The organism is Nocardia citri (assembly GCF_054065835.1).
This window is the reverse complement of record NZ_JBSUQM010000013.1, coordinates 1-19,608: the sequence shown is the minus strand read 5'-3', so window position 1 is coordinate 19,608 and position 19,608 is coordinate 1. Positions and strand designations below refer to the sequence as shown.

General features: G+C 64.5%; 20 protein-coding genes. 11 read left to right on the top strand and 9 right to left on the bottom strand.

What is annotated here, in order from left to right:
* Positions 1–11: 11 nt before the first annotated feature.
* The 3 genes from ACW2Q0_RS18865 (at position 12) to tgt (ending at position 5,036) form a co-directional block, all read left to right on the top strand.
* Positions 12–1,823, top strand: a complete 1,812-nt coding sequence (locus ACW2Q0_RS18865) for an ABC transporter ATP-binding protein (protein WP_457191879.1) — start codon at positions 12–14, stop codon at positions 1,821–1,823.
* On the top strand, positions 1,820–3,733 hold the full coding sequence (locus ACW2Q0_RS18860; protein WP_457191877.1) for an ABC transporter ATP-binding protein: 1,914 nt from the start codon (positions 1,820–1,822) through the stop codon (positions 3,731–3,733). The genes ACW2Q0_RS18865 and ACW2Q0_RS18860 overlap by 4 nt, the downstream gene beginning before the upstream one ends.
* A gap of 61 nt (positions 3,734–3,794) precedes the next feature.
* A complete protein-coding gene (gene tgt, locus ACW2Q0_RS18855; RefSeq protein WP_457191875.1) occupies positions 3,795–5,036 on the top strand; it encodes a tRNA guanosine(34) transglycosylase Tgt in 1,242 nt (413 codons plus the stop codon).
* 115 nt (positions 5,037–5,151) lie between these two features.
* Here tgt and ACW2Q0_RS18850 read toward each other — a convergent pair whose 3' ends face one another.
* Entirely contained in the window at positions 5,152–5,913 is a 762-nt protein-coding gene (locus ACW2Q0_RS18850; protein ID WP_457191873.1) for a queuosine precursor transporter, read from the bottom strand.
* 50 nt (positions 5,914–5,963) lie between these two features.
* Between ACW2Q0_RS18850 and ACW2Q0_RS18845 the strand changes: the two genes are divergently transcribed.
* A complete protein-coding gene (locus tag ACW2Q0_RS18845; protein WP_457191871.1) occupies positions 5,964–6,500 on the top strand; it encodes a DUF4190 domain-containing protein in 537 nt (178 codons plus the stop codon).
* A gap of 72 nt (positions 6,501–6,572) precedes the next feature.
* On the opposite strand, the gene ACW2Q0_RS18840 is transcribed toward ACW2Q0_RS18845, so the two are convergent.
* From ACW2Q0_RS18840 to ACW2Q0_RS18830, 3 genes are read right to left on the bottom strand one after another with little or no spacing between them, the layout of a single operon-like run.
* Positions 6,573–7,316 (bottom strand): RDD family protein, encoded by a 744-nt coding sequence (locus ACW2Q0_RS18840; protein ID WP_457191869.1) that lies wholly within the window; start codon positions 7,314–7,316, stop codon positions 6,573–6,575.
* A gap of 44 nt (positions 7,317–7,360) precedes the next feature.
* Complete coding sequence (gluQRS, locus tag ACW2Q0_RS18835) at positions 7,361–8,293, bottom strand: tRNA glutamyl-Q(34) synthetase GluQRS (RefSeq protein ID WP_457191867.1); 933 nt, start codon at positions 8,291–8,293, stop codon at positions 7,361–7,363.
* Between the two features lie 20 nt (positions 8,294–8,313).
* The gene (locus ACW2Q0_RS18830; RefSeq protein WP_457191865.1) at positions 8,314–8,823 is read right to left on the bottom strand and encodes a DUF309 domain-containing protein; all 510 of its coding nucleotides are present in this window, start codon (positions 8,821–8,823) and stop codon (positions 8,314–8,316) included.
* An 87-nt stretch (positions 8,824–8,910) separates the two neighbouring features.
* Between ACW2Q0_RS18830 and ACW2Q0_RS18825 the strand changes: the two genes are divergently transcribed.
* Entirely contained in the window at positions 8,911–9,384 is a 474-nt protein-coding gene (locus ACW2Q0_RS18825; RefSeq protein WP_457191863.1) for a DUF397 domain-containing protein, read from the top strand.
* Between the two features lie 83 nt (positions 9,385–9,467).
* On the opposite strand, the gene qcrB is transcribed toward ACW2Q0_RS18825, so the two are convergent.
* Positions 9,468–11,093 carry a cytochrome bc1 complex cytochrome b subunit gene (qcrB, locus tag ACW2Q0_RS18820; protein WP_457191861.1) on the bottom strand — a complete coding sequence of 542 codons (1,626 nt, stop codon included), beginning with the start codon at positions 11,091–11,093 and terminating at the stop codon, positions 9,468–9,470.
* Between the two features lie 168 nt (positions 11,094–11,261).
* Between qcrB and ACW2Q0_RS18815 the strand changes: the two genes are divergently transcribed.
* Both ACW2Q0_RS18815 and ACW2Q0_RS18810 read left to right on the top strand, forming a co-directional pair.
* Positions 11,262–12,824: a wax ester/triacylglycerol synthase domain-containing protein gene (locus ACW2Q0_RS18815; protein WP_457191859.1), complete on the top strand. Its 1,563-nt coding sequence runs from the start codon at positions 11,262–11,264 to the stop codon at positions 12,822–12,824.
* A 179-nt stretch (positions 12,825–13,003) separates the two neighbouring features.
* Positions 13,004–13,654 carry a hypothetical protein gene (locus ACW2Q0_RS18810; RefSeq protein WP_457191857.1) on the top strand — a complete coding sequence of 217 codons (651 nt, stop codon included), beginning with the start codon at positions 13,004–13,006 and terminating at the stop codon, positions 13,652–13,654.
* Positions 13,655–13,855: 201 nt separating this feature from the next.
* Here ACW2Q0_RS18810 and ACW2Q0_RS18805 read toward each other — a convergent pair whose 3' ends face one another.
* The 3 genes from ACW2Q0_RS18805 to ACW2Q0_RS18795 form a co-directional block, all read right to left on the bottom strand.
* On the bottom strand, positions 13,856–14,680 hold the full coding sequence (locus ACW2Q0_RS18805) for a hypothetical protein (protein WP_457191855.1): 825 nt from the start codon (positions 14,678–14,680) through the stop codon (positions 13,856–13,858).
* A 423-nt stretch (positions 14,681–15,103) separates the two neighbouring features.
* Entirely contained in the window at positions 15,104–15,688 is a 585-nt protein-coding gene (locus ACW2Q0_RS18800; protein WP_457191853.1) for a GNAT family N-acetyltransferase, read from the bottom strand.
* Entirely contained in the window at positions 15,685–17,028 is a 1,344-nt protein-coding gene (locus ACW2Q0_RS18795) for a helix-turn-helix domain-containing protein (RefSeq protein WP_457191851.1), read from the bottom strand. Before ACW2Q0_RS18795 ends, ACW2Q0_RS18800 begins: the two co-directional genes overlap by 4 nt.
* 521 nt (positions 17,029–17,549) lie before the next feature.
* Between ACW2Q0_RS18795 and ACW2Q0_RS18790 the strand changes: the two genes are divergently transcribed.
* The 4 genes from ACW2Q0_RS18790 (at position 17,550) to ACW2Q0_RS18775 (ending at position 19,030) form a co-directional block, all read left to right on the top strand.
* Positions 17,550–17,678 carry a hypothetical protein gene (locus ACW2Q0_RS18790; protein ID WP_457191849.1) on the top strand — a complete coding sequence of 43 codons (129 nt, stop codon included), beginning with the start codon at positions 17,550–17,552 and terminating at the stop codon, positions 17,676–17,678.
* Positions 17,675–17,902, top strand: coding sequence for a hypothetical protein (locus ACW2Q0_RS18785; RefSeq protein ID WP_457191848.1), 228 nt, complete (start codon positions 17,675–17,677; stop codon positions 17,900–17,902). Before ACW2Q0_RS18790 ends, ACW2Q0_RS18785 begins: the two co-directional genes overlap by 4 nt.
* Positions 17,902–18,297: a hypothetical protein gene (locus ACW2Q0_RS18780; RefSeq protein WP_457191846.1), complete on the top strand. Its 396-nt coding sequence runs from the start codon at positions 17,902–17,904 to the stop codon at positions 18,295–18,297. The genes ACW2Q0_RS18785 and ACW2Q0_RS18780 overlap by 1 nt, the downstream gene beginning before the upstream one ends.
* A 97-nt stretch (positions 18,298–18,394) precedes the next feature.
* Positions 18,395–19,030 (top strand): hypothetical protein, encoded by a 636-nt coding sequence (locus ACW2Q0_RS18775; RefSeq protein ID WP_457191844.1) that lies wholly within the window; start codon positions 18,395–18,397, stop codon positions 19,028–19,030.
* Positions 19,031–19,310: 280 nt separating this feature from the next.
* Here ACW2Q0_RS18775 and ACW2Q0_RS18770 read toward each other — a convergent pair whose 3' ends face one another.
* On the bottom strand, positions 19,311–19,442 hold the full coding sequence (locus ACW2Q0_RS18770) for a hypothetical protein (RefSeq protein WP_457191842.1): 132 nt from the start codon (positions 19,440–19,442) through the stop codon (positions 19,311–19,313).
* Between the last annotated feature and the right edge of the window lie 166 nt (positions 19,443–19,608).

Genomic DNA, 19,608 nt, shown 5'->3' with positions numbered 1-19,608 from the left:
TCCTTTTCATTATGCTGATCAGACTGCTTCGCACTCATCTGGCCCCGTACCGGGCCCAATTGGCGGGCGTCGTAGGCCTACAACTCATCTCGGTCATCGCGATGCTGTACCTGCCGACCTTGAACGCCGACCTGATCGATAACGGCGTCACCAAGGGTGATATCGGCTACATCTGGACCACCGGACTGTGGATGCTCGCGGTCACCGGCGTGCAGATCATCGCATCGTCGTGTTCGGTCTATCTCGGCGCGCAGGCCGCGATGGGTGCGGGCCGGGATCTGCGCGGTGCGCTGCTGCATCGGGTCGGCACCTTCTCCGCGCGCGAGGTCGGTATGTTCGGCGCGCCCTCGCTCATCACCCGCAATACCAACGATATTCAGCAGGTTCAGCTGCTGATCGTGATGTCGGCGACCATCCTGGTGATGGCGCCGATCATGTGTATCGGCGGCATTTTCATGGCGCTGCGCGAGGATCTCGGGCTGTCCTGGCTGCTGCTCATCGCGGTGCCCGCACTGGCCATCTCGATGGGTGTCATCGTGGCGAAGATGGTGCCCGGCTTCCGCGATATGCAGCACCGAATCGACGAGGTCAACCGGGTGCTGCGCGAGCAGATCACCGGTATCCGGGTGGTGCGCGCCTTCGTGCGCGAGCGACAGGAGACCTGGCGCTTCGGGCTGGCCAATACCGAACTCACCGAATCCGCGCTGCGCGTCGGGCGGCTGATGGCGCTGATGTTCCCGCTGGTGATGCTGATCAGCAATGTCACCGCGGTCGGGGTGATCTGGTTCGGCGGACATCTGATCAACGACGGCGAAATGCAGATCGGCTCGCTCACCGCGATGCTGTCCTACATCATGCAGATCCTGATGGCCGTGATGATGGCCTCTTTCCTGGCCATGATGGCACCGCGCGCGGCCGTCTCCGCCGACCGGATCGGCGAGGTGCTCGATACCGAAACCTCAGTGTTGCCGCCGCGGCTGCCGCAGCCGTTCAAGAGTGATCCGGCGCAGGTCGATCTGCAATTCGCCGAATTCGCCTTTCCCGGTGCGGAAAAGCCGGTGCTCTCGGCGATCCGATTCCAGGTCGAGCCGGGTACGACCACGGCGATCGTCGGCTCCACCGGTGCGGGCAAGACGACACTGCTCAATCTGATTCCCCGGCTCATCGATGTGACCGATGGCGCGGTCTATATCGGCGGCACCGATGTCCGTCATATCGACCTCGAAGTGCTGCGCGCGCAGATCGGGTTGGTCCCGCAGAAGGCGTATCTGTTCTCCGGCACCGTCGCCAGCAATCTGCGCTACGGCAATCCGGAGGCCACCGACGAGGAACTGTGGCGATGTCTGGAAATCGCTCAGGCCGCCGATTTCGTGCGCGATATGCCGCAGGGTCTGGAAACGCCGGTCGCGCAGGGCGGCACCACTGTTTCGGGCGGACAACGTCAGCGGTTGGCCATCGCGCGGGCGCTGGTGAAGAAGCCGCGCGTCTACCTGTTCGACGATTCGTTTTCCGCGCTGGATGTCGCCACCGATGCCCGGCTGCGCGCGGCCTTGCGGCCGGAGACCAGGGATGCCTCGGTAATCATTGTGGCGCAACGGGTTACCACCATCCGGGATGCCGATCAGATCGTGGTGCTAGAGGACGGTGTGGTGGCCGGGATCGGCACGCATGAGCAATTGATGCGCGATTGCGCGGAATACCAGGAGATCGTCGCCTCCCAGCTCGGTGCCGATGAGGCCGCGGTCGCCCTGGCCAAGCGCACTGGATCGCCGCCCGGCGCGAGCGGTGACGGGTATCGGAGCCGGCGGGAGGAGATCCGATGAGACCCGGAGCGGTGCATCCCGGTGCGCCGGATGCGAAGGCGAAATCGTTCGGTCCGTCGCTGCAGCGACTCGTGCGCAGGCTGGCGCCCGAGCGCGTATACGTCGGTGTGATCGTCGGGCTTGCGATCGTCTCGGTGGTGCTGAATACGCTCGGGCCGTACATTCTGGGCAAGGCCACCAATGTGGTATTCGACGGTGTGGTCGGCCGCCAATTGCCGAGTGGCATCACCAAGGAAGAGGCGATCCAGCGGCTGCGGGCCGCGGGCAACAACACCTTCGCCGACATGCTCGGCGCGATGGATGTCACCCCGGGTGTCGGTGTGGATTTCGGCGCGGTCGGCCGGGTGCTGATGCTGGTATTGCTGCTCTATATCGGCGCGGCGGTGTTCAGCTGGCTGCAGTCCTACCTGCTCAATGTCGTCATCAACCGCACGGTCAAGCGGCTGCGCAGCGAGGTCGAGGACAAAATCCATCGACTTCCACTGCGCTACTTCGATTCCACCCCGCGCGGTGACCTGCTCAGCCGCGTCACCAATGACGTCGACAATGTGTCGCAGACGCTGCAGCAGACCATGAGCCAGCTGATCCTTTCGCTGTTCTCGGTGATCGGCATCCTGATCATGATGTTCTGGATTTCGCCGCTGCTCGCGTTGATCGCCCTGCTCACCGTGCCCGCCGCGATTATTGTCACCACACAGATCGCCAAACGCTCCAAACCACACTTCGTGAACCAGTGGAAGTACACCGGCATGGTGAACGCGCAGGTCGAGGAGGCCTTCACCGGGCACGAGGTGGTCACCGCATTCGGCCGCAACCGCGAGGTCGGTCAGGAATTCGACAAGCGCAACAACGACCTCTACGAGTCGAGTTTCAAGGCGCAGTTCATTTCCGGGCTGATCATGCCCTCGATCATGTTCCTCGGGAATGTGAACTTCGTGCTAGTGGCGCTGGTCGGCGGTCTGCGGGTGGCGACCGGCAATCTGTCGCTCGGTGAGGTGCAGGCCTTCATCCAGTACTCCCGGCAGTTCAGCCAGCCGCTGACCCAGATCGGCGCCATGGCCAACCTGCTCCAATCCGGTGTCGCTTCGGCCGAGCGGATCTTCGAAATCCTCGATGCCGAGGAGCAGTCGCCGGATCCGGTCATGGAGAACACCCGTCCGGTCGATCGCGGCCGGGTCGAATTCGAGGCGGTGTCATTCCGCTACGAACCCGAGACGCCGGTCATCGAGCGGCTGTCACTGGTCGCCGAGCCCGGACATGTGGTCGCCATCGTCGGCCCGACCGGTGCGGGCAAGACCACCCTGGTGAATCTGCTGTTGCGGTTCTACGAACTCGATGCGGGCACGATCACCATCGACGGCGTCGATATCACCGAGATCACCCGCGATCACCTCCGCTCCAGGATCGGCATGGTGCTGCAGGACACCTGGCTGTTCAAGGGCACCATCCGGGACAACATCGCCTACGGCAATCCGAATGCCAGCGAAGCGGATATTCTCGAGGCCGCGCGCGCCGCCTACGTCGACCGCTTCGTCCACGCGCTGCCGCATGGTTACGACACGGTCATCGATGCGGAGGGTTCGGGCGTCAGCGCTGGTGAGAAGCAGCTGATCACCATTGCCCGCGCCTTCCTGGCCAAACCGTCCATCCTGGTCCTGGACGAGGCGACCAGCTCGGTCGACACCCGCACCGAGGCGCTGGTCCAGCACGCGACCGCGGCGCTGCGCCGGGACCGCACCAGCTTCGTCATCGCGCACCGCCTCTCCACCATTCGCGACGCCGACTTGATCGTCGTCATGGAGGCGGGCCGCATCGTCGAACACGGCAACCACGAGCGCTTGCTCGAAGAACGCGGCGCCTACTACCGCCTCTACAACGCCCAGTTCGCCGCGGCCGCCGCCGAGGCCTGACCGCCACATCGGCCGGGTGCCTGGTGGGCCCGGCCGAATGTGGTCCTGGGAGGATATTCGCGTGTCCGATCCCGAAAACTTCTCGTTCACCGTCGGTACCCGTCTTCCGGGACGACACGGTCGAACGGGTGTGATCAGCACACCGCACGGTGATATCGCGACGCCCGCATTCATTCCGGTCGGCACCAAGGCGACGGTGAAGGCGGTGCTGCCGGAGACCATGAAGGAACTCGGTGCGCAGGCGCTGTTGGCGAATGCCTACCACCTGTATCTGCAGCCGGGACCGGACATCGTGGACGAGGCGGGTGGGCTCGGCAAGTTCATGAACTGGTCCGGCCCGACCTTCACCGACAGCGGCGGCTTCCAGGTGATGTCGCTGGGGGTCGGCTTCAAGAAGGTGCTGGCCATGGAGGCGGTCGACGTCCGAAGCGATGACGTGATCGCCGCGGGCAAAGAGCGCCTGGCCACCGTCGACGATGACGGCGTCACCTTCCGCTCACATCTCGACGGCTCGAAGCACCGGTTCACACCGGAGGTTTCGATGGGTATCCAGCATCGGCTCGGTGCGGACATCCTGTTCGCCTTCGACGAGCTGACCACCCTGCTGAATACCCGTGCCTACCAGGAGAAGTCGCTGCAGCGCACGCACGAATGGGCGCAACGCTGTATCGACGAGCACGAACGGCTGACCGCCGCGCGCACGCACCGCCCATATCAGGCGCTGTTCGCGGTGATCCAGGGCGCGCAATACGAAGACCTGCGCCGCAAGGCCTGCCGGGAACTGGAATCGCTGCGCGGCAGCGCCGGAACGGGTTTCGACGGTTACGGCATCGGCGGTGCGCTGGAGAAGCACAACCTCGGCAGCATTGTCGGCTGGTGCTGCGACGAACTGCCCGAGGACAAGCCGCGGCATATGCTCGGCATCAGCGAACCCGAGGACGTCTTCGTCGCGGTGCAGAACGGCGCGGATACCTTCGACTGTGTGAACCCGTCCCGGGTCGCGCGCAATGCGGCGATCTACATCGCCGAAGGCAGATTCAATATCAATACCGCCCGATTCCGCCGCGACTTCACCCCGATCGACGACACCTGCGACTGCTACACCTGCGCGAACTACACCAGGGCCTATATCCATCACCTGTTCAAGGCCAAGGAGATGCTGGCTTCGACGCTGTGCACAATTCACAACGAGCGCTTCACGATTCGGCTCGTCGACCGGATTCGTGAGAGCATCGCGGGCGGCTTTTTCGACGAGTACAAGGCCGAAACGTTAGGCCGCTGGAAAGGTCGCAGCTCTGTCTGATTGCCGCGCCTTCGGCGCGGCGTGTTCGCGGCCCCCTGAGACGGGCCGCGAACTCCTCGCTCGTAAGACTCGCTCCGTTGTGGTTATGCCGAGCGAGCCTGTCGCGTCACAACTTTCAGTTCAGGATGGCGGTGGTTTCGCGGGGCGCGTAGCTCGGCTCGTGTTTCTTCAGGAAGGCGATCACCCGGTAGGTGATCGGCAGCACGATGACCTCGGCGAGGGTCTTCCAGACGAATCCGACGATCAGGTAGTTGACGAACTGTCCCCAGCTGTCGATACCGATGGCGGTGGCCGCGATCGAGCAGAAGATCAGCGTGTCACCGAATTCACCGACGATCGTGGAGCCGATCAGTCGCGCCCACAGGTGCTTTTCCTTGGTCTTCTCCTTGATCAGCACCAGCGACGCCGAATTGAGCATCTCACCGACGAAGTAGCCGGACAGGCCTGCGACGACCAGCTGTGGCGTCTTGCCGATGACGGACCGGAAGGCCTCCTGATTGTCGTAGGTGCTCGCGGCGGGCAGCTCGATGGCGATCTCGAAGCAGACGACCGCGAGCAGCAGGATGGCGAAACCGTAGTAGATGGCCCGGCGGGCGGCCTTGAAGCCGTAGACCTCGCTCATGACGTCGCCGATGATGTAGGCCAGGGGGAACAGGAACCACGCACCGTCGGTCGAGATCGGCAGGATTTCGACCGGGCCCAGCTTGACCGAATGATCGGTGAAGTATTGGACGCCTTTGGTCGCGCAGATATTCGAGATGATCAGCGTCGCGGTGAACAGCGCGACGACGGGGGTGTAGTAGCCCCGCGCGGCGACGGCGAATGCCGCGTGGGCCGCTGCGGGGCCCCCAGATTCTGGGTGTTCTTCAACTGTCATGGACTCACTCACGCGCTTCATCCAACCAGGTTGTGGAATAGGCTGTAGCAATGACGAATCCCGGCGATTCCGACGAATGGTGGAAACAGTACAGCGGCGAGGGCGTGTCGCCGGATGCCGGCGCCCAGGGATCGGTACCGCAGTATCCCGCGGCACCCCAGTACCCCGCGGCACCCCAGTACCCTTCCGCGCCGCAGTACCCGCGGCAGCCGGCCCCGACGCCGCCACCACAGCCGCAGTCGCAGTACCCGAGCTACCCGCAGCAACCGGTCGCCGGCGCGCAGCAGCCGTATCCGCAGACCCCGGCCTATCCGAACGCCTATCAGCCCTACGGTTATCCGCAGCAGCCGCAGGGAAACAATGGGCTTGCGATCGGCTCGCTGGTCGCCTCGATAATCGGGCTGTGTAGCTGCGGTGTCGGCGCGATTGTCGGAATCATCCTCGGTGTTATCGCACTGAATCAGATCAAGGAGAGCGGACAGCAAGGTCGGGGCATGGCCCTGGCCGGAATCTGGATCGGCGCGGGTGCGATCGTGCTCTGGATCACCTATATCGTGCTCGATGTAGCGCTGACAGCGACGCATTAGCCGTTCGAAAACATCAGGGGCGCTCCCGTATTCGGGAGCGCCCCTGAGCTGTATCCAGGATCGGCGACCTGATCAGGCCTTGACGACCTGGGTGCCGCCGGCGAACTTGTCGTGCCAGCCCTGCTTGTTCGGGTCCTGCTCGATGGTGACCGCGATGTAGATCGCGAGGCCGAGCGCGACCAGCTGGCCGAGGCACGGAATGATGTTGGCCACCAGGTAGAGGTTGCGTTTCAGCGAAACCTCCGGGGTGATCTTGGCGGCGCCACCGGGTGCGACGACGCGCAGGCCGAGGATCTTCTTGCCCAGCGTGGTCCCCATATTGGTCTCCATCAGCACGAAGTACGCGATGGGGGCCGCGATGACGACGATGAAGCCGAGGATCGAGCCGACTATGCCGATCTTGGACAAGATGAGGTCGATGATGTAGGCCGGGATGCCGACGATCAGACCATCGATGAACCTGGCGCCGAACCGGGGCAGCAGCTCACCCGGCTGACCCGCACCGAAACCCTGCTGGCCGTACTCACCGTACTGCTGGGGGTAGGGCTGCTGCTGGCCGTAGGGATCCTGCGGCTGCTGCCCGTATTGGGGTTGCTGTCCGTACTGTGGTGGCTGCTGCCCGTATTGGGGTTGCTGTCCGTACTGCGGTGGCTGCTGCCCGTATTGGGGTTGCTGTCCGTACTGCGGTGGCTGCTGCCCGTACTGGGGCTGCTGCCCCTGCGGGTACGGCTGTCCACCCTGCGGGTACTGCTGGCCGCCCGGATATTGCTGCCCGCCTTGCGGATATTGGTTGGGGTCGTACCCACCGCTAGTCATATGTGTGTCCTCGTCAGTGATCGGTAGATCGGTCGGTGGGTACGTTACGGACATCGCGCGGGTTGCAACAACCCATTCCCGTCGAGTATCCACGGTTCCGCGGTCAGATCGGCCGGGTCGAAATGGTCGAGTAGCTCGGCGGGTGAAACCGGCGGATAGCCCAGTGAACAGGCCAGTGCGGCCGCGACCCGGTCGGGTGGATTGCCCAGCGCGAGTTGATCGGCGAGCGTCACCGCGCCGTCGCGTTTGGCCAGTCGCTTGCCGTCGACATTGCGCACCAGCGGCACATGAGCGTAGTGCGGAACCGCGAGCTCCAGCAGTGTCGCGAGATAGGCCTGCCGTGGTGTCGACGGCAGCAGATCGTCGCCGCGGACCACCTGATCGATGCCCTGCTCCGCATCGTCGACGACGACGGCCAGGTTGTACGCCGGAATTCCGTCACCGCGGCGCAGCACGACATCGTCGACGGGGCCGCGGTAGCGCCCGTGCAATTCATCGGTGATCTCGAATTCGCGCGCGTGTGAGCGCAACCGCAGCGCGGCCGGACGTCCGTCGGCGCGATGCGCGGCGCGGTCGGCCGCGGTCAGATCGCGGCAGGTGCCCGGATAGTGGCCGAGCGGTCCGTGCGGTGCGGTCGCCGCCTGCTGGATTTCCTTTCGGGTGCAATAGCACTCGTAGGTGAGCCCGGCGGCGGTGAGCCGATCAATGGCCGCCTGGTAGTGCGGCAGCCGGTCACTCTGCCGGACGACCGGACCGTCCCAGTCCAGGCCGATCGCGGCGAGGTCCGCCAACTGGCGCTGTTCGGCGCCGGGCCGGACGCGATCCAGATCATCGATGCGCAGTACGAATCGGCGTCCGGTCGACCGCGCGAACAGCCAAGCCAGCACCGCGGTGCGCAGATTTCCGAGGTGCAGATCGCCCGATGGGCTCGGGGCGTACCTGCCCGCTGGAGTTCTGGTTACTGGCACGTTTGCCATGCTAGGGGCTACGGCGCGGCTCATCGGATCAGCAGACGCGGCTTGAGTCGGTCTTCGGTAATCGAGATGCCGCTGTCGAGGGCGGCCAGCAGTGCCTCGGCGTGCGCGATCAGACCCGCGCGGTCGATTTCGTATGGCATATCGCTGTTTCGGTTCGATATGTCGGCGTCCGGCCCGGCTTCGTAGGCACGTAGCCGGGTCACCGCACGGGTGAGCAGGGTGCGCGCGCCCTTCGGATTCGCTCGTTGGATGTGCGTCAGCCCGACCGCGTATTGCGCCAGACCTTGCCACAGCATCCTTTCGGCGAACGGCCCGTTCTTCCACGCGGCCTCCAATACCTCATGCGCATTGAATGCCAGACCGTCATCCAGCAGTTGCTGGGCGTAGGACAGAGTTTGCTGCGGAGGCAGATTCAGATCGTCCGGAATTCGTGGCACACCGACGCTGCCTACCGGCAGTGGCCGCCCGAACCGGTCACGTGGGCGGGGATTACGTGCGCGACCTGCCTCGTCGCGCGGGCGTTCGACCATGCTGCCCATCATCCACGGACTGAGTCGGAGGCGTCCACCGTGTTCTGTCGATCTCGAATAATTGACGGATCACGGAGCAATCACATTGTGAAAAGTTTGCTGGCCAGCAAACATATGAATGAATGTCATCTTCCGGCAATGCTTCCGCAACTTCCAATCTTCGCAAGATTGGCAAATGCGGTGGTGGAATGGGCAAGAGATCGGCAAATTCTGGATGAACCTGCTATGTTTAGCGCGCGCGCTTTGGAAAGGCGCACCGCGGGATTCGGCATTCCGCGCCGGATGCCGGTGCTAGGTAGAACGACGTCAGAAGAAATCTCTCGTTCTCAACGCAGCAAAGGAGCTAGTGCCGTGGAAGTTGACTTGACGGGCGCTGTGTGGCGTAAGAGCACATACAGCGGCCCCGATGGGAACTGTGTGGAAGTCGCATTTCTCGTCGACGGCAACGTGGCGGTCCGCGACACCAAAGACAACGGCTATGGTCCGTTGTTGGCGTTCACGCCAGGCGAGTGGGATGCGTTCCTAAATGGAATGTCAGAGGGGGAGTTCGGACGCGCCTGAATCCCAGGTACGTCCGAACCAACAGCACGGGCCCCGGGTCGGCACGGACTCGGGGCCTTCGCGGGCTATGAGCGGCCCCTTTTTCAATGGTGCTCGCCGTCGGTCTGCTCCTGAGCGGCACGTAATACGGCCAGCTGTTTGCGCTCTTCCTTATGTTCGGCCGTCAGATTGGCGCGGGACTCCTGCCATGGATCGGGGCGGAAGAATCCACCGGTCCCAGGCTTGCCTGCCGAACCCAGCCGGTTCATCTTCTTCGGCACCGGCGCGCCCTGGTAGGTCAGCGGAATCGGATGACCGTACTCGTCGACCGGGCCGAGCGGCTGGTGGATCTCGATGTACTCGCCCTGCGGCAGCCGCCTGATGATGCCCGTTTCTATGCCGTGCTCGAGCACCGCGCGGTCGCTGCGCTGCAGGCCCAGGCAGATACGGTAGGCGGCGAAGTAGGCCACGGCGGGCAAGGTCAGGATGCTGATCCGGCCGACCCAGGTCGTCGCGTTCAGCGATACATTGAATTTGAAGGCGATGATGTCGTTCACGCAGGACAGCGTCAGCACCACGTAGAAGGTGATCGCCATCGCGCCGATCGCGGTGCGGACCGGCACGTCACGCGGGCGCTGCAGCAGATTGTGGTGCGCGGTGTCCCTGGTCAGTCGACGCTCGATCCACGGGTAGGTGGTCAGCACCGTGAATACCAGGCCCATGATCAGCGCACCCCAGAACGGTGCGGGCACCGTATAGCGGCCCGGATACAGCTCCCAGGGCGGGATCAGGCGCATCATGCCGTCGGTCCACATCATGTAGAAGTCCGGCTGGGTACCCGCCGAGACCTTGGATGGGTTGTAGGGGCCGAAGGCCCAGATCGGGTTGATCTGAAGCAGGCCACCCATCAGCGCGACGACACCGAGCGTGAACGCGAAGAATGCGCCCTGATCCAGGGAGAACACCGGCACGATGCGAGTGCCGATCACATTGCGTTCGCTGCGGCCCGGACCCGGGAACTGGGTGTGCTTCTGGTACCAGACCAGCGCGATATGCGCGGCGATCAGCGCGAGCATGATGCCGGGGAACAGCAGCACGTGTGCGATGAAAAGGCGCGGCAGGATGATCTCGCCCGGATAGTCGCCGCCGAACAGCAACCAGTGCGTCCAGGTGCCGATGATCGGAATGCTGAGCACGATGGACGAGAACGCCGCCCGCAGTCCGGTGCCCGAGAGCAGGTCGTCGGGCAGCGAGTAGCCGAAGTACCCCTCGAACATCGCCAGGATCAGCAGCAGCGAGCCGAGCACCCAGTTCGCCTCGCGCGGCTTGCGGAAGGCGCCGGTGAAGAAGATTCGGAACAGGTGCACGATGATCGAGGCCGCGAAAAGCAGGGCGGCCCAATGGTGTACCTGGCGCACGAATAGGCCACCGCGGACCTCGAAGGACAGGTTCAGCGCCGTCTCGTAGGCACGAGTCATGGTTACGCCACGCAGCGGCTTGTAGGCGCCGTTATAGGTGACCTCGGCCATGGATGGGTCGAAGTACAGCGTTAGATAGGTACCGGACAGCACGAGGATGATGAAGCTGTAGAGCGCGATCTCGCCGAGTAAGAACGACCAGTGGGTCGGGAAAACCTTGTTGATCGACCGTTTGATAAATCTCGCGGCCTGATATCGCTCGTCGAAGGAGTTGGCTTGTTCGCCTACCTTGCGACCTACGTCAATAGCCATGGCCGACACCCCGCTCTGGATGAGTGGTGGTACACGTTCTACTACAGACGGTAGCAGGGGATGGGCCGGGAATCGATAGGTTTCCCGATCGCAATGTAGAGCAAGATCATTCAGTTTCCCCGGGCGGCACCCGTTACCCTCGGTGACCTGTGCCATTATCGTCGAGCCGTGAGTACTGTGGCCGCCCAGGACGCGACGATGTACTGGCTATCCGGCCGCACCCGAAACGACCTGTTCATGCTGTATTGCTTCGACGATTCCGGGCGAACCGGCGCGCAACTGCGCGAGTTCGTCGCGCACCGCAGTTCCGACATTGCCGATCTGTCGGTTCGGCTGCGTCCACTACCCGGTGATCTGGACTATCCGGCGTGGGTTCGATGTGAATTCCGTGCCGAGCAATTTGTGGAACATTTCCTTCCGGAACCGAATTGGTCGGGTGTGTGTACGGTGCTCGGCAAACTGCTCGGCACCGGAGTCGATGCCGCGGTGCGCCCGTGGCGGCTGCATGTGTTCCGCGGAGTCGACGGTGCGCCGGCGGGTACCGGACCTGCGATGGTGGTTGTCCTGCAGATGTCACATGCATTGGCGGATGGGCGGCGGGGTGCCGAGCTCGCCAGGGCGTTGTTTTCCGAGAGCAGCGGGACCGAGTCGGTTGCGCGGGGTGAGTCGCTGGCTGGGCGGTCACCGGTTGCTCGGGCCGAGCGGTCCGGGGCGGCTGTCGAGGCCCCGACCATTGCCGATGCCACGCTGGTTGCCGACAGCGCCTCGGGTGTCGCTGCTGCCTCGGTTGCTGCGTTACGCCGATCGGTTGCTCGTGGGTTTGCTGTGCGAACCGCTCGCCTCGGTGCGTCGCCGACCGAAGCGGCGTCGGTGGGTCCCATGCATGTGCATTCGGTGCTCGCGCTGCTTCGGATGCCGATTCAATTCGTGCGCACGCTGATTCGTGGGTACCAGGCTTTTCGGGCGCAGCAGGAGTTAGCCGCATCGACCACTGCGGGAAGGCTTCCGGCTCCGGGGCCCGGGTTCGCGCCGACCCTGGTGAACCGGAGCGATTCGACAGCTCGGCATGCTCATCAGGCGCGGATGATCGTCTGCGATGCCGAACGGATGCGCATCCCCGGCCACACCGTGACAGTAGTCGTTCTGACCGCCGTGTCGATCGCACTCGATCGCTACCTCACGGCGCGCGGCGAGCGGGTGGACCGTCTGGGCGTGCAGGTGCCGATGGCGTTGTCCGACAATCGGACAGCGGCTCGCAATAACTACCGCAGCCTCGGTGTCGAACTGTTCATCGACGAACCGGATCTCGTGGTCCGCGCGAACAAGATCGCCGCCGCGCTCACCGATCGCCGTATCCGCGCTCGCCACCCGTTGCTGAGCGCGCAGGATCGCGTCATCGCCGTTACCCCCGCCCCACTACTGCGTCGCGATATCGAGCGCTACCCGATCGACACCGTCCCCGACTCGATCGCCGGACACACCGTGGTCTCCAGCGTGCACCGCGGCCCCGCCGACCTGACCTTCGGTGGCGCTCGCGTCCGCTTCACCAGCGGCTTCCCCGCCATCGGCTCGGTGATGCGGCTGACCCACGGAGTTCACGGACTCGGCGATACCGTCACCGTCTCGATCCATGCCGACACCGCCGCGGTGCCGGACATCGATAGCTATGCCGACCTGCTGCGCGCTGCGCTGGACGAGGTATTCGACTGTGCCGTAGGAGAATTGGAATAGTCGCGAGCCGCTGCCGGGTGATTCGCGCGGTAATTCCACGCACGCCCGGGCGGCAGCGCCGAGTTCGAGTCTCGGATTCCACACCATCTAGCCCGCTGATGTTTTCGTGCCGAATGCCAGCAGTATGCCTGCTATGCCGCACAATTGGACACCGATGTAGGTTCGGCCAGAGGTAAGCCATGAATATTCGCAAGACGCTGTTGGTTTCAGCGCTGGCGCCATTGTTGGTTGCCGGCTGCGCGCATGAGGGCTCGAAAACCGTCGCGCAGGCAGTGATTCAATCCCCTGCCGCCAGACAGACCTTGAATGTTCCGGTCGGTCCCGGACCCTCCGGCACGTACACGGTACAGGCGCAACCGGCTCCGGGCAGCTGCCACTATCGCAAGTCGGCCGACGGGCAGCCACTGCCCGATCCCGCGTGTACCCCGGGAGCGGTCAATCCGAGCGTTGCCGCGGACAACCTCGGCGACACTATCTGCAAGGGCGGATACACCTCCTCGATCCGCCCGCCGGCCAACATCACCAACCGGGAGAAGGACGCCGACGCGAAGTCCTACGACTACACCGGGCCATTGCACGACGCCGAGTACGACCACCTGGTGTCGCTGGAGCTCGGCGGCGACCCGAACGATCCGCGCAACCTGTGGGTGGAGCCACCGTCACCCGATCACAAGCCGGGCGCGGGGCCGAACAATCCGAAAGACGCCGTCGAGAACACGTTGCATGCGCTGGTGTGTTCCGGCAAGGTCGCCTTGACCGACGCCCAGAACGCCATAGCCGCCGACTGGACCACGGCCCTGGCCGACGTCGGTCACCCCGACGGCAAGTAGGGGCCCCACCCGCCGTATCGGTGGCGGGCCCGCATATGCGCCATTGTGTCGACCGCTGGTCGGAGACGGTTCGAAACCGCCCCCGACCTGCGTATCTTCTACGGAGGGCGAAGGGTTTGAACCCACTGCTTGCCGAAGGCGTATATCTGCCGGTCCATTTCGGGTGCTATCGCGACCTGTTCGACAAAGTGGAACCGGTCTTCAATCGGTCGCGGGTTCGTCTGTCGCGGTATCAGCCGGGGCGAGGGCTCGTGGGGGTGCGGTGAGCGCCTGCGTCGCGCCGAGACCCGCCCCGATTCCCGCGCCGATGGCGGCGAGCGGTGCCACCATGAGGGCCGCGCCATAGGTGGCGCCGATGGGCACCGCGGCGAGACCGATCGGTGCGAACGGCAAGCCGATCGCCAGAGCCAGTGCACCGCCGACACCTGCGCCGATCAGTGCGAACGGGCTCGCCACCGCGGCGCCCGCGGCAGCGCCGAGCGCCGCGGAGCCGACGGTCTGACTTGCCACACGATCGGAGCGGGTGCGTTCCATACCGACCGAGTCGAAGAACGTTGCGAGGTTGGCCTCGGTGACCGCCGCGGCGTCGTTGAGTTGGATGGCGGGCTCCCGTGGCAGCCAATCCGGTGCCTCGACCTGTACGTTGCCGAAACGCAACATGCCCGGCGGTGGCGCGATCGGCGGCACCGGCGCGACCGGGACCGGGCCGTGCAGGGACTCGACCGGCGACAGGTACTCGTCTTTCGGTACCGGCCGCGCCCACTGCAGCGAACTGCGCGTGTCGTCCGGGATTCGCGTTCCCCGGTACGGGTGCACATTCGGAACTTGGGCGGCGGGCCAGTCCGGGGACTGTTCTGCCTGGGCGGCGGGGGTCCCCTCGCCTGAATCCGTGTCGTCGGCCACGAAGGTAACGTGGCCGCCGTCCTCGGTCAGGCTCACCGGAACATACCGGTCGAATTCGGCGTGCGCGGTACCACTGCTGCCCACCAGAGTGAGAACAACGGGAACCGCTCCCGCCGCTACCATCGACCCCACCTTCCGTTGACGCGGACTGACTTTTCTGTGCTTGCCTGTGCCCATCTATTACCTTTCACAGTGCAGAGATCTTGTCGATTCGCATTCGGATCACGGGGGCGTCTTGGATGGTCGAGCGTGCCGTGACAGATTCGATCCAGGGCGGTCAAGATCGACCGATGCGGATTCGGACAGGACCCCTCGCTGCTCAACCTCAAATCGGAGTGGACCCAGTGGGACCCGGATCAGCGCGGTCGCCCGGCGACCTCGACGCCGGCGTGCACCTGGCGGCGCCCTGCTGCCCAAGATCGGCGCTGCCGCGCAAACACAGAGTCTGGCGAAGCTGCGCCGGGATCAGGTCACAGCGACCGGCGGCGTCGCCGAACACCGACGCTGAGTACGAGGCGTCAACCGACCTCGCCTAGCCGCGAGCGGTCAGGCCGCTCTCAGATCACGAGTAAGCACATCGAACGTCGGCGCGTCAGGCCAGCCCGGCTTGCTGATTCCAACACGGTTCCATCCCCAGTGCCGATAGGCGCGATACGCGCGTACGTTATCCGGTTCGACCAGCAGTGTCGCCCGCCGCTCTGGACGGCTGCCCAGCAGTTCGTCATGCAGGGCACGCGCGAGACCGCGTCCGGTGTACTCGGTGCACACCATGATCTCCGACAACGCGAACGTGCGGGCGCCGTCCTCTTCGGTGAACGCGCGACGGTCGCTGACCGTTTCGTCGGGCTGGAAGTTGGTCCACCATGCAGCGTTCGGGCGCAGCGTCCAACCCCAGGTTTGGCCAGCTGCGTGCCTGTCCGCTTCAGCGATCACCATGGCGAACTCGCCGCCGCGGGCCGGATCCGTATAGCTGTCGAACCGGTGCATGAATGCCGCAGGTGAGTCGAACGGGTCGCCGGAGGCGATCGCATCGACGTAGGAGCGACGATAGATGTCCTCAACCGATGCCCGCATATCGCGGGCCCTCACTGCGTCCAGGTGCCGGAACTCGATCCGTTCGGGAAAGCTCATGCGGTGATCGCTGTCTGCTTGGTCAGAGCGTCGAATTGATGATCGAAATCGGCCCCACGGGGCAACGCTATGGACACGTGTCTCACTTGTTCGAGGACCTTCAATGTGCGGGGTGAGGAGATCTTGGACCCGAGGTCGTCCAGGACTGGGAACGCTTCATCGAGTGCCCCGTTGACGTCTCCGGCCGCCGCACGCGCTGAAGCCAACCATGCCCGAGCGTTGATGGTGTTGCGCACCGAAGTCCGTTCGCCGGCAGCGGCTTCCAACAGTTCCACCGCCTTCGCGTGCTGGCCAACGCGCCCGTATCCGCGTGCTTCGTGCCCGCTGACCTCGGCATGGTTGACGAACCGCAGCCAGGGTGGGCATTCCTCGAGCGGTTCGTGCTCGACTGCCTGGTCCACCTCGCGCCACGCAGTCGCGATAGCGCGCCCGAAAGCGGAACGATCTTCGAGCAAGGCCGCGGCTTGGGCTTGCCGGATCGCGATCAGCGCGTGGATCCGCCCCGGCGGTCGTCCGCGCATGAGGTGGCGCGCTCGGTCGATGAGTTTCAGCGCATGGTGCGGGCTCGCCTGGCCACTCGCGCTTAGCGCGATGGATTGGTTGGCGGCGTACAGGCAGGTGTGCGCGATCAGGTCCGGGTCGTCTGCCTGGCCAGCCAACGCCATCGCGTCGGAGTAGCAGCGGCGGGCAAGCGGCTGCATGTCGGCGTCGAACGCCAACCAGCCCGTCATAACCGCGAGTTCTCCAGTGGCGCAAGCGTATGCGTCTCCCGCCGCCAAGTCGAACTCGCATGTTTCGAGCCGGTTCTTGGCGCGTGCCAAACCCTCGATGGCGTAGCTGACGAGCTGCGCGCCACCAGCACGCTGGTCCTCTTGTTCCAGCTCATCAACCCGATCGAGTAGCCGCCGCGCATCGGACAAGCCGAGCTGATGCGCGGCGGTGATGTCCCAAGAGCCCAGGACCGTCGCGGCCCCAGCCATGGCCGATAACCTGCCGAACTCCCGCCGTCTCACGTCTCCATCGACTTCCCACGCATAGATTCCCAGCGCACCATCGGACCCATCGGTTTCGTGTACACCAGGATGCACAAAATTCAGCGGGCGCGCCGCCTTGACCGCTGACCAGAACCGTTCTGCCTGCTCCTGATTCAGCCCCGCAAGCGTGGTGTCGAGGTCATGCGCTGACTTGCCGCGTACTGGCCGCTCTGCCGTAGCACGCTGCCACTTGCGCACCGTCACAGGCTGATAGCCGAGTTGTTCTGCGAACTCCTCCTGAGTCATCCGCAGGGCCACGCGCCACAGCGCTTTGACTTCAACACCCGTCCAATCGGTAACGATCATCGGCCGCCCCCATCCCGCGCCTGCAATCCGGTGTACCGGAAGCGTATCGGTTTCGTGCGGTCCTATGCCTGGGAACCAAGCGGCTGGTCAACGACGCTCGAAGGAGCCCCCGCGCTGGCGGTGCCCCTGCCCTCATCTGGGCACCAGTGGCGTTTTGGACGCTGCCAGATGAGGCGAAATCCACTGGCGCCGGGGCGCTTTCCACTGTCGAGCGAACCGGGGAGACGAGGAATGCACGGCCCAGAAACACTGCCTGAGCGAGCCGGACTCATGGGTCCGCCCCGCCCGGTTCGCTGCGATGTGCCTGCCGAGGCGATCGCGGCGTTCCGCGATTATGGCCTCACCGAATGGGACACCACCCGCAGCCTCATCCCCAGCCCAGCGCGAGGCGACGAAATCGCTCGCGCCCACGTCGCCCTCTCCGAATGGGCGACCCCAGAACGCCCCGGTGGCGGACCGTCTATGACCCCGCCATCGGGTGCTACCCATATCCAACAGTTCCTGTCTCAGGGCGGCCGATCATGAGCGCAACAACCTGGATCGCCGCGGTCGACGTCATCGTCTACACGCTTTGGCTGGCGTACGTCGTCGTCAAGCTCCGAGAACCGGACCCCGAACCGGAACCGGGTGAGCAGCAGGATCCGCGATGAGCGACGACAACAGTTCGATCGCCGCCCAGCTCGAAACCATCAGCGAGTTGGCAGCACCGCACGGATACGAGCTGCGCCGCTACCCGCACCCGCCATATGGGTGGGAGCTGGTCAAGAGCAACGGTGCCGTAGCGGTATGGGGGTCACTCGATCAGGTCGAACGGTTCCTGCGGAACCCCGCAAAACGTGATCGCAGCATGATCCTCACCGAGGCCGCCCTGTGATGATCCCCGCCAGCCGGATGCCCACCGCCGCCGCCTACCGGCCGGACTCCCGCGACGCCGGAATCCGCCGCTACTTCGGGCTCTCCCAATTCGCGCTGATCGCCGGAATATCGGCCTCGAAATTGTCGGCCTGGCGACACAGCACCCACACCTGGGTTCCCTCACCCGATATTCAGGTCGGTGACCATCCCGGTTGGTCGCTGGCGTGCGTTCACGCATGGAGCCCCGACGGCGACCCGTTCCCGCGGCCGCCGGTCGTGCGATTCGCCGACACCGCCGCCATCAAGGCCCGCTACCACGGGATGCCCACCACCACCTTGTGGGCGTGCATCGGCGACGGCACCATCCCCCGGCCTGTCGTCTGGATCGACAACCGACCGGGCTGGCTGTTGTGACGCGTGCCCGTCACAACTCCCGCCCCGGTCGTGCGTGACCGGGGCGGGCTGATCTCTCCCGTGGGGTACGGGAGTAGTAGGTAATGGAGGGATATCCATGTTCAAGATGATCCGGTTGGCCATTATCGCCTCAGTCCTGGCAGCACTGGGCGTCGTACTAACAGTCCAATCGCCAACAGCCCAAGCAGCAAGCTCGCCTTGCGATTTCACATTTGCCGGTCCGGGGGTTCCGTACTTCGCGAGCGACGCGGTTCTTGTCGGCGGCTACGCCAATTGCGATCCGGCGCCCGAAACCTTCCATGTCTCACTGGAATTGATGTACAAGCAGACTGGCGGCAGCTGGGTTCGCCGCGCGGCAGCGACCGATTCCAAGATCCCCAACCCGCGCCTCAACATCGCCACCTACGCCGGGCGATGCGAGCCCGGAGCATGGCAAGGCATCGCTACGATGTGGGTGACCGTGAACGGCGTCACCGTCAGCACCCCGAAGGCGCGACCATTCCGACCATCATCACGTGCTGAAAGGCAAGACCACGATGAATCTGCGACAAACCCTGAGACGGCGCTGGTTCTTGCTCCGCATGCTGGTCGAACGCCTGGCCCCGAGCCCGGGACAGGGGTACCCGCTGCGGCGGGAGTTCGGCGGCTGGACGATCCGCCCCTTGCAGGGTTGGCGGCGCTGGCAGTGGATCACACCGCCCCTGCACTACACACGCTCCATCCCAGCTGGTGATCAGGACGCTGCGGTCGACTGGGGGCTTGAACGCATGGGCATGTAGGCGCGCAGAGACGCCGAACGCGCTCCGCCTTCCGAATCAACGAAGGCGGGGCGCGTTGTTTCGGCGGTCACGGTGTCGGCGCCTGCGCCCGTGGGGCACCGTCCAACATCGGGATCACCTCGTCGAGCGGTGGCACCGATGAGCCTGGTCCACAGGTATCCACGCACACCGTGACCGTCATCGTCCCGCGGTGGATCCCACCCTGTGGGCCACGCGGCAACCACTGTCCGACTCTCACCTGATCGGCATCGTCGGCGGTGAGGACCGCAGCAATTCGATCGAGGGCTGTTTGCCGCGGCAGTGGTACTGGAGTTGGTAGGTGATGTTGCCGTCGCGTTTGGATGTGCGCGTGCGGATGCTGGCCATCAGCGTGTGTCCTTCAAGGTGGTCGGATCAGTGTCCGCCGACATCCCCTCAGATGTTCCCGTTCGACCGCTGTTGCCGTAGCTGTTGCCGTGTGGCCAGGCCAGATCCGGCAAAAACCGTGTCTGACCTGGCCGTTTCCCGGCGGAGGATAGGGGATTTGAACCCC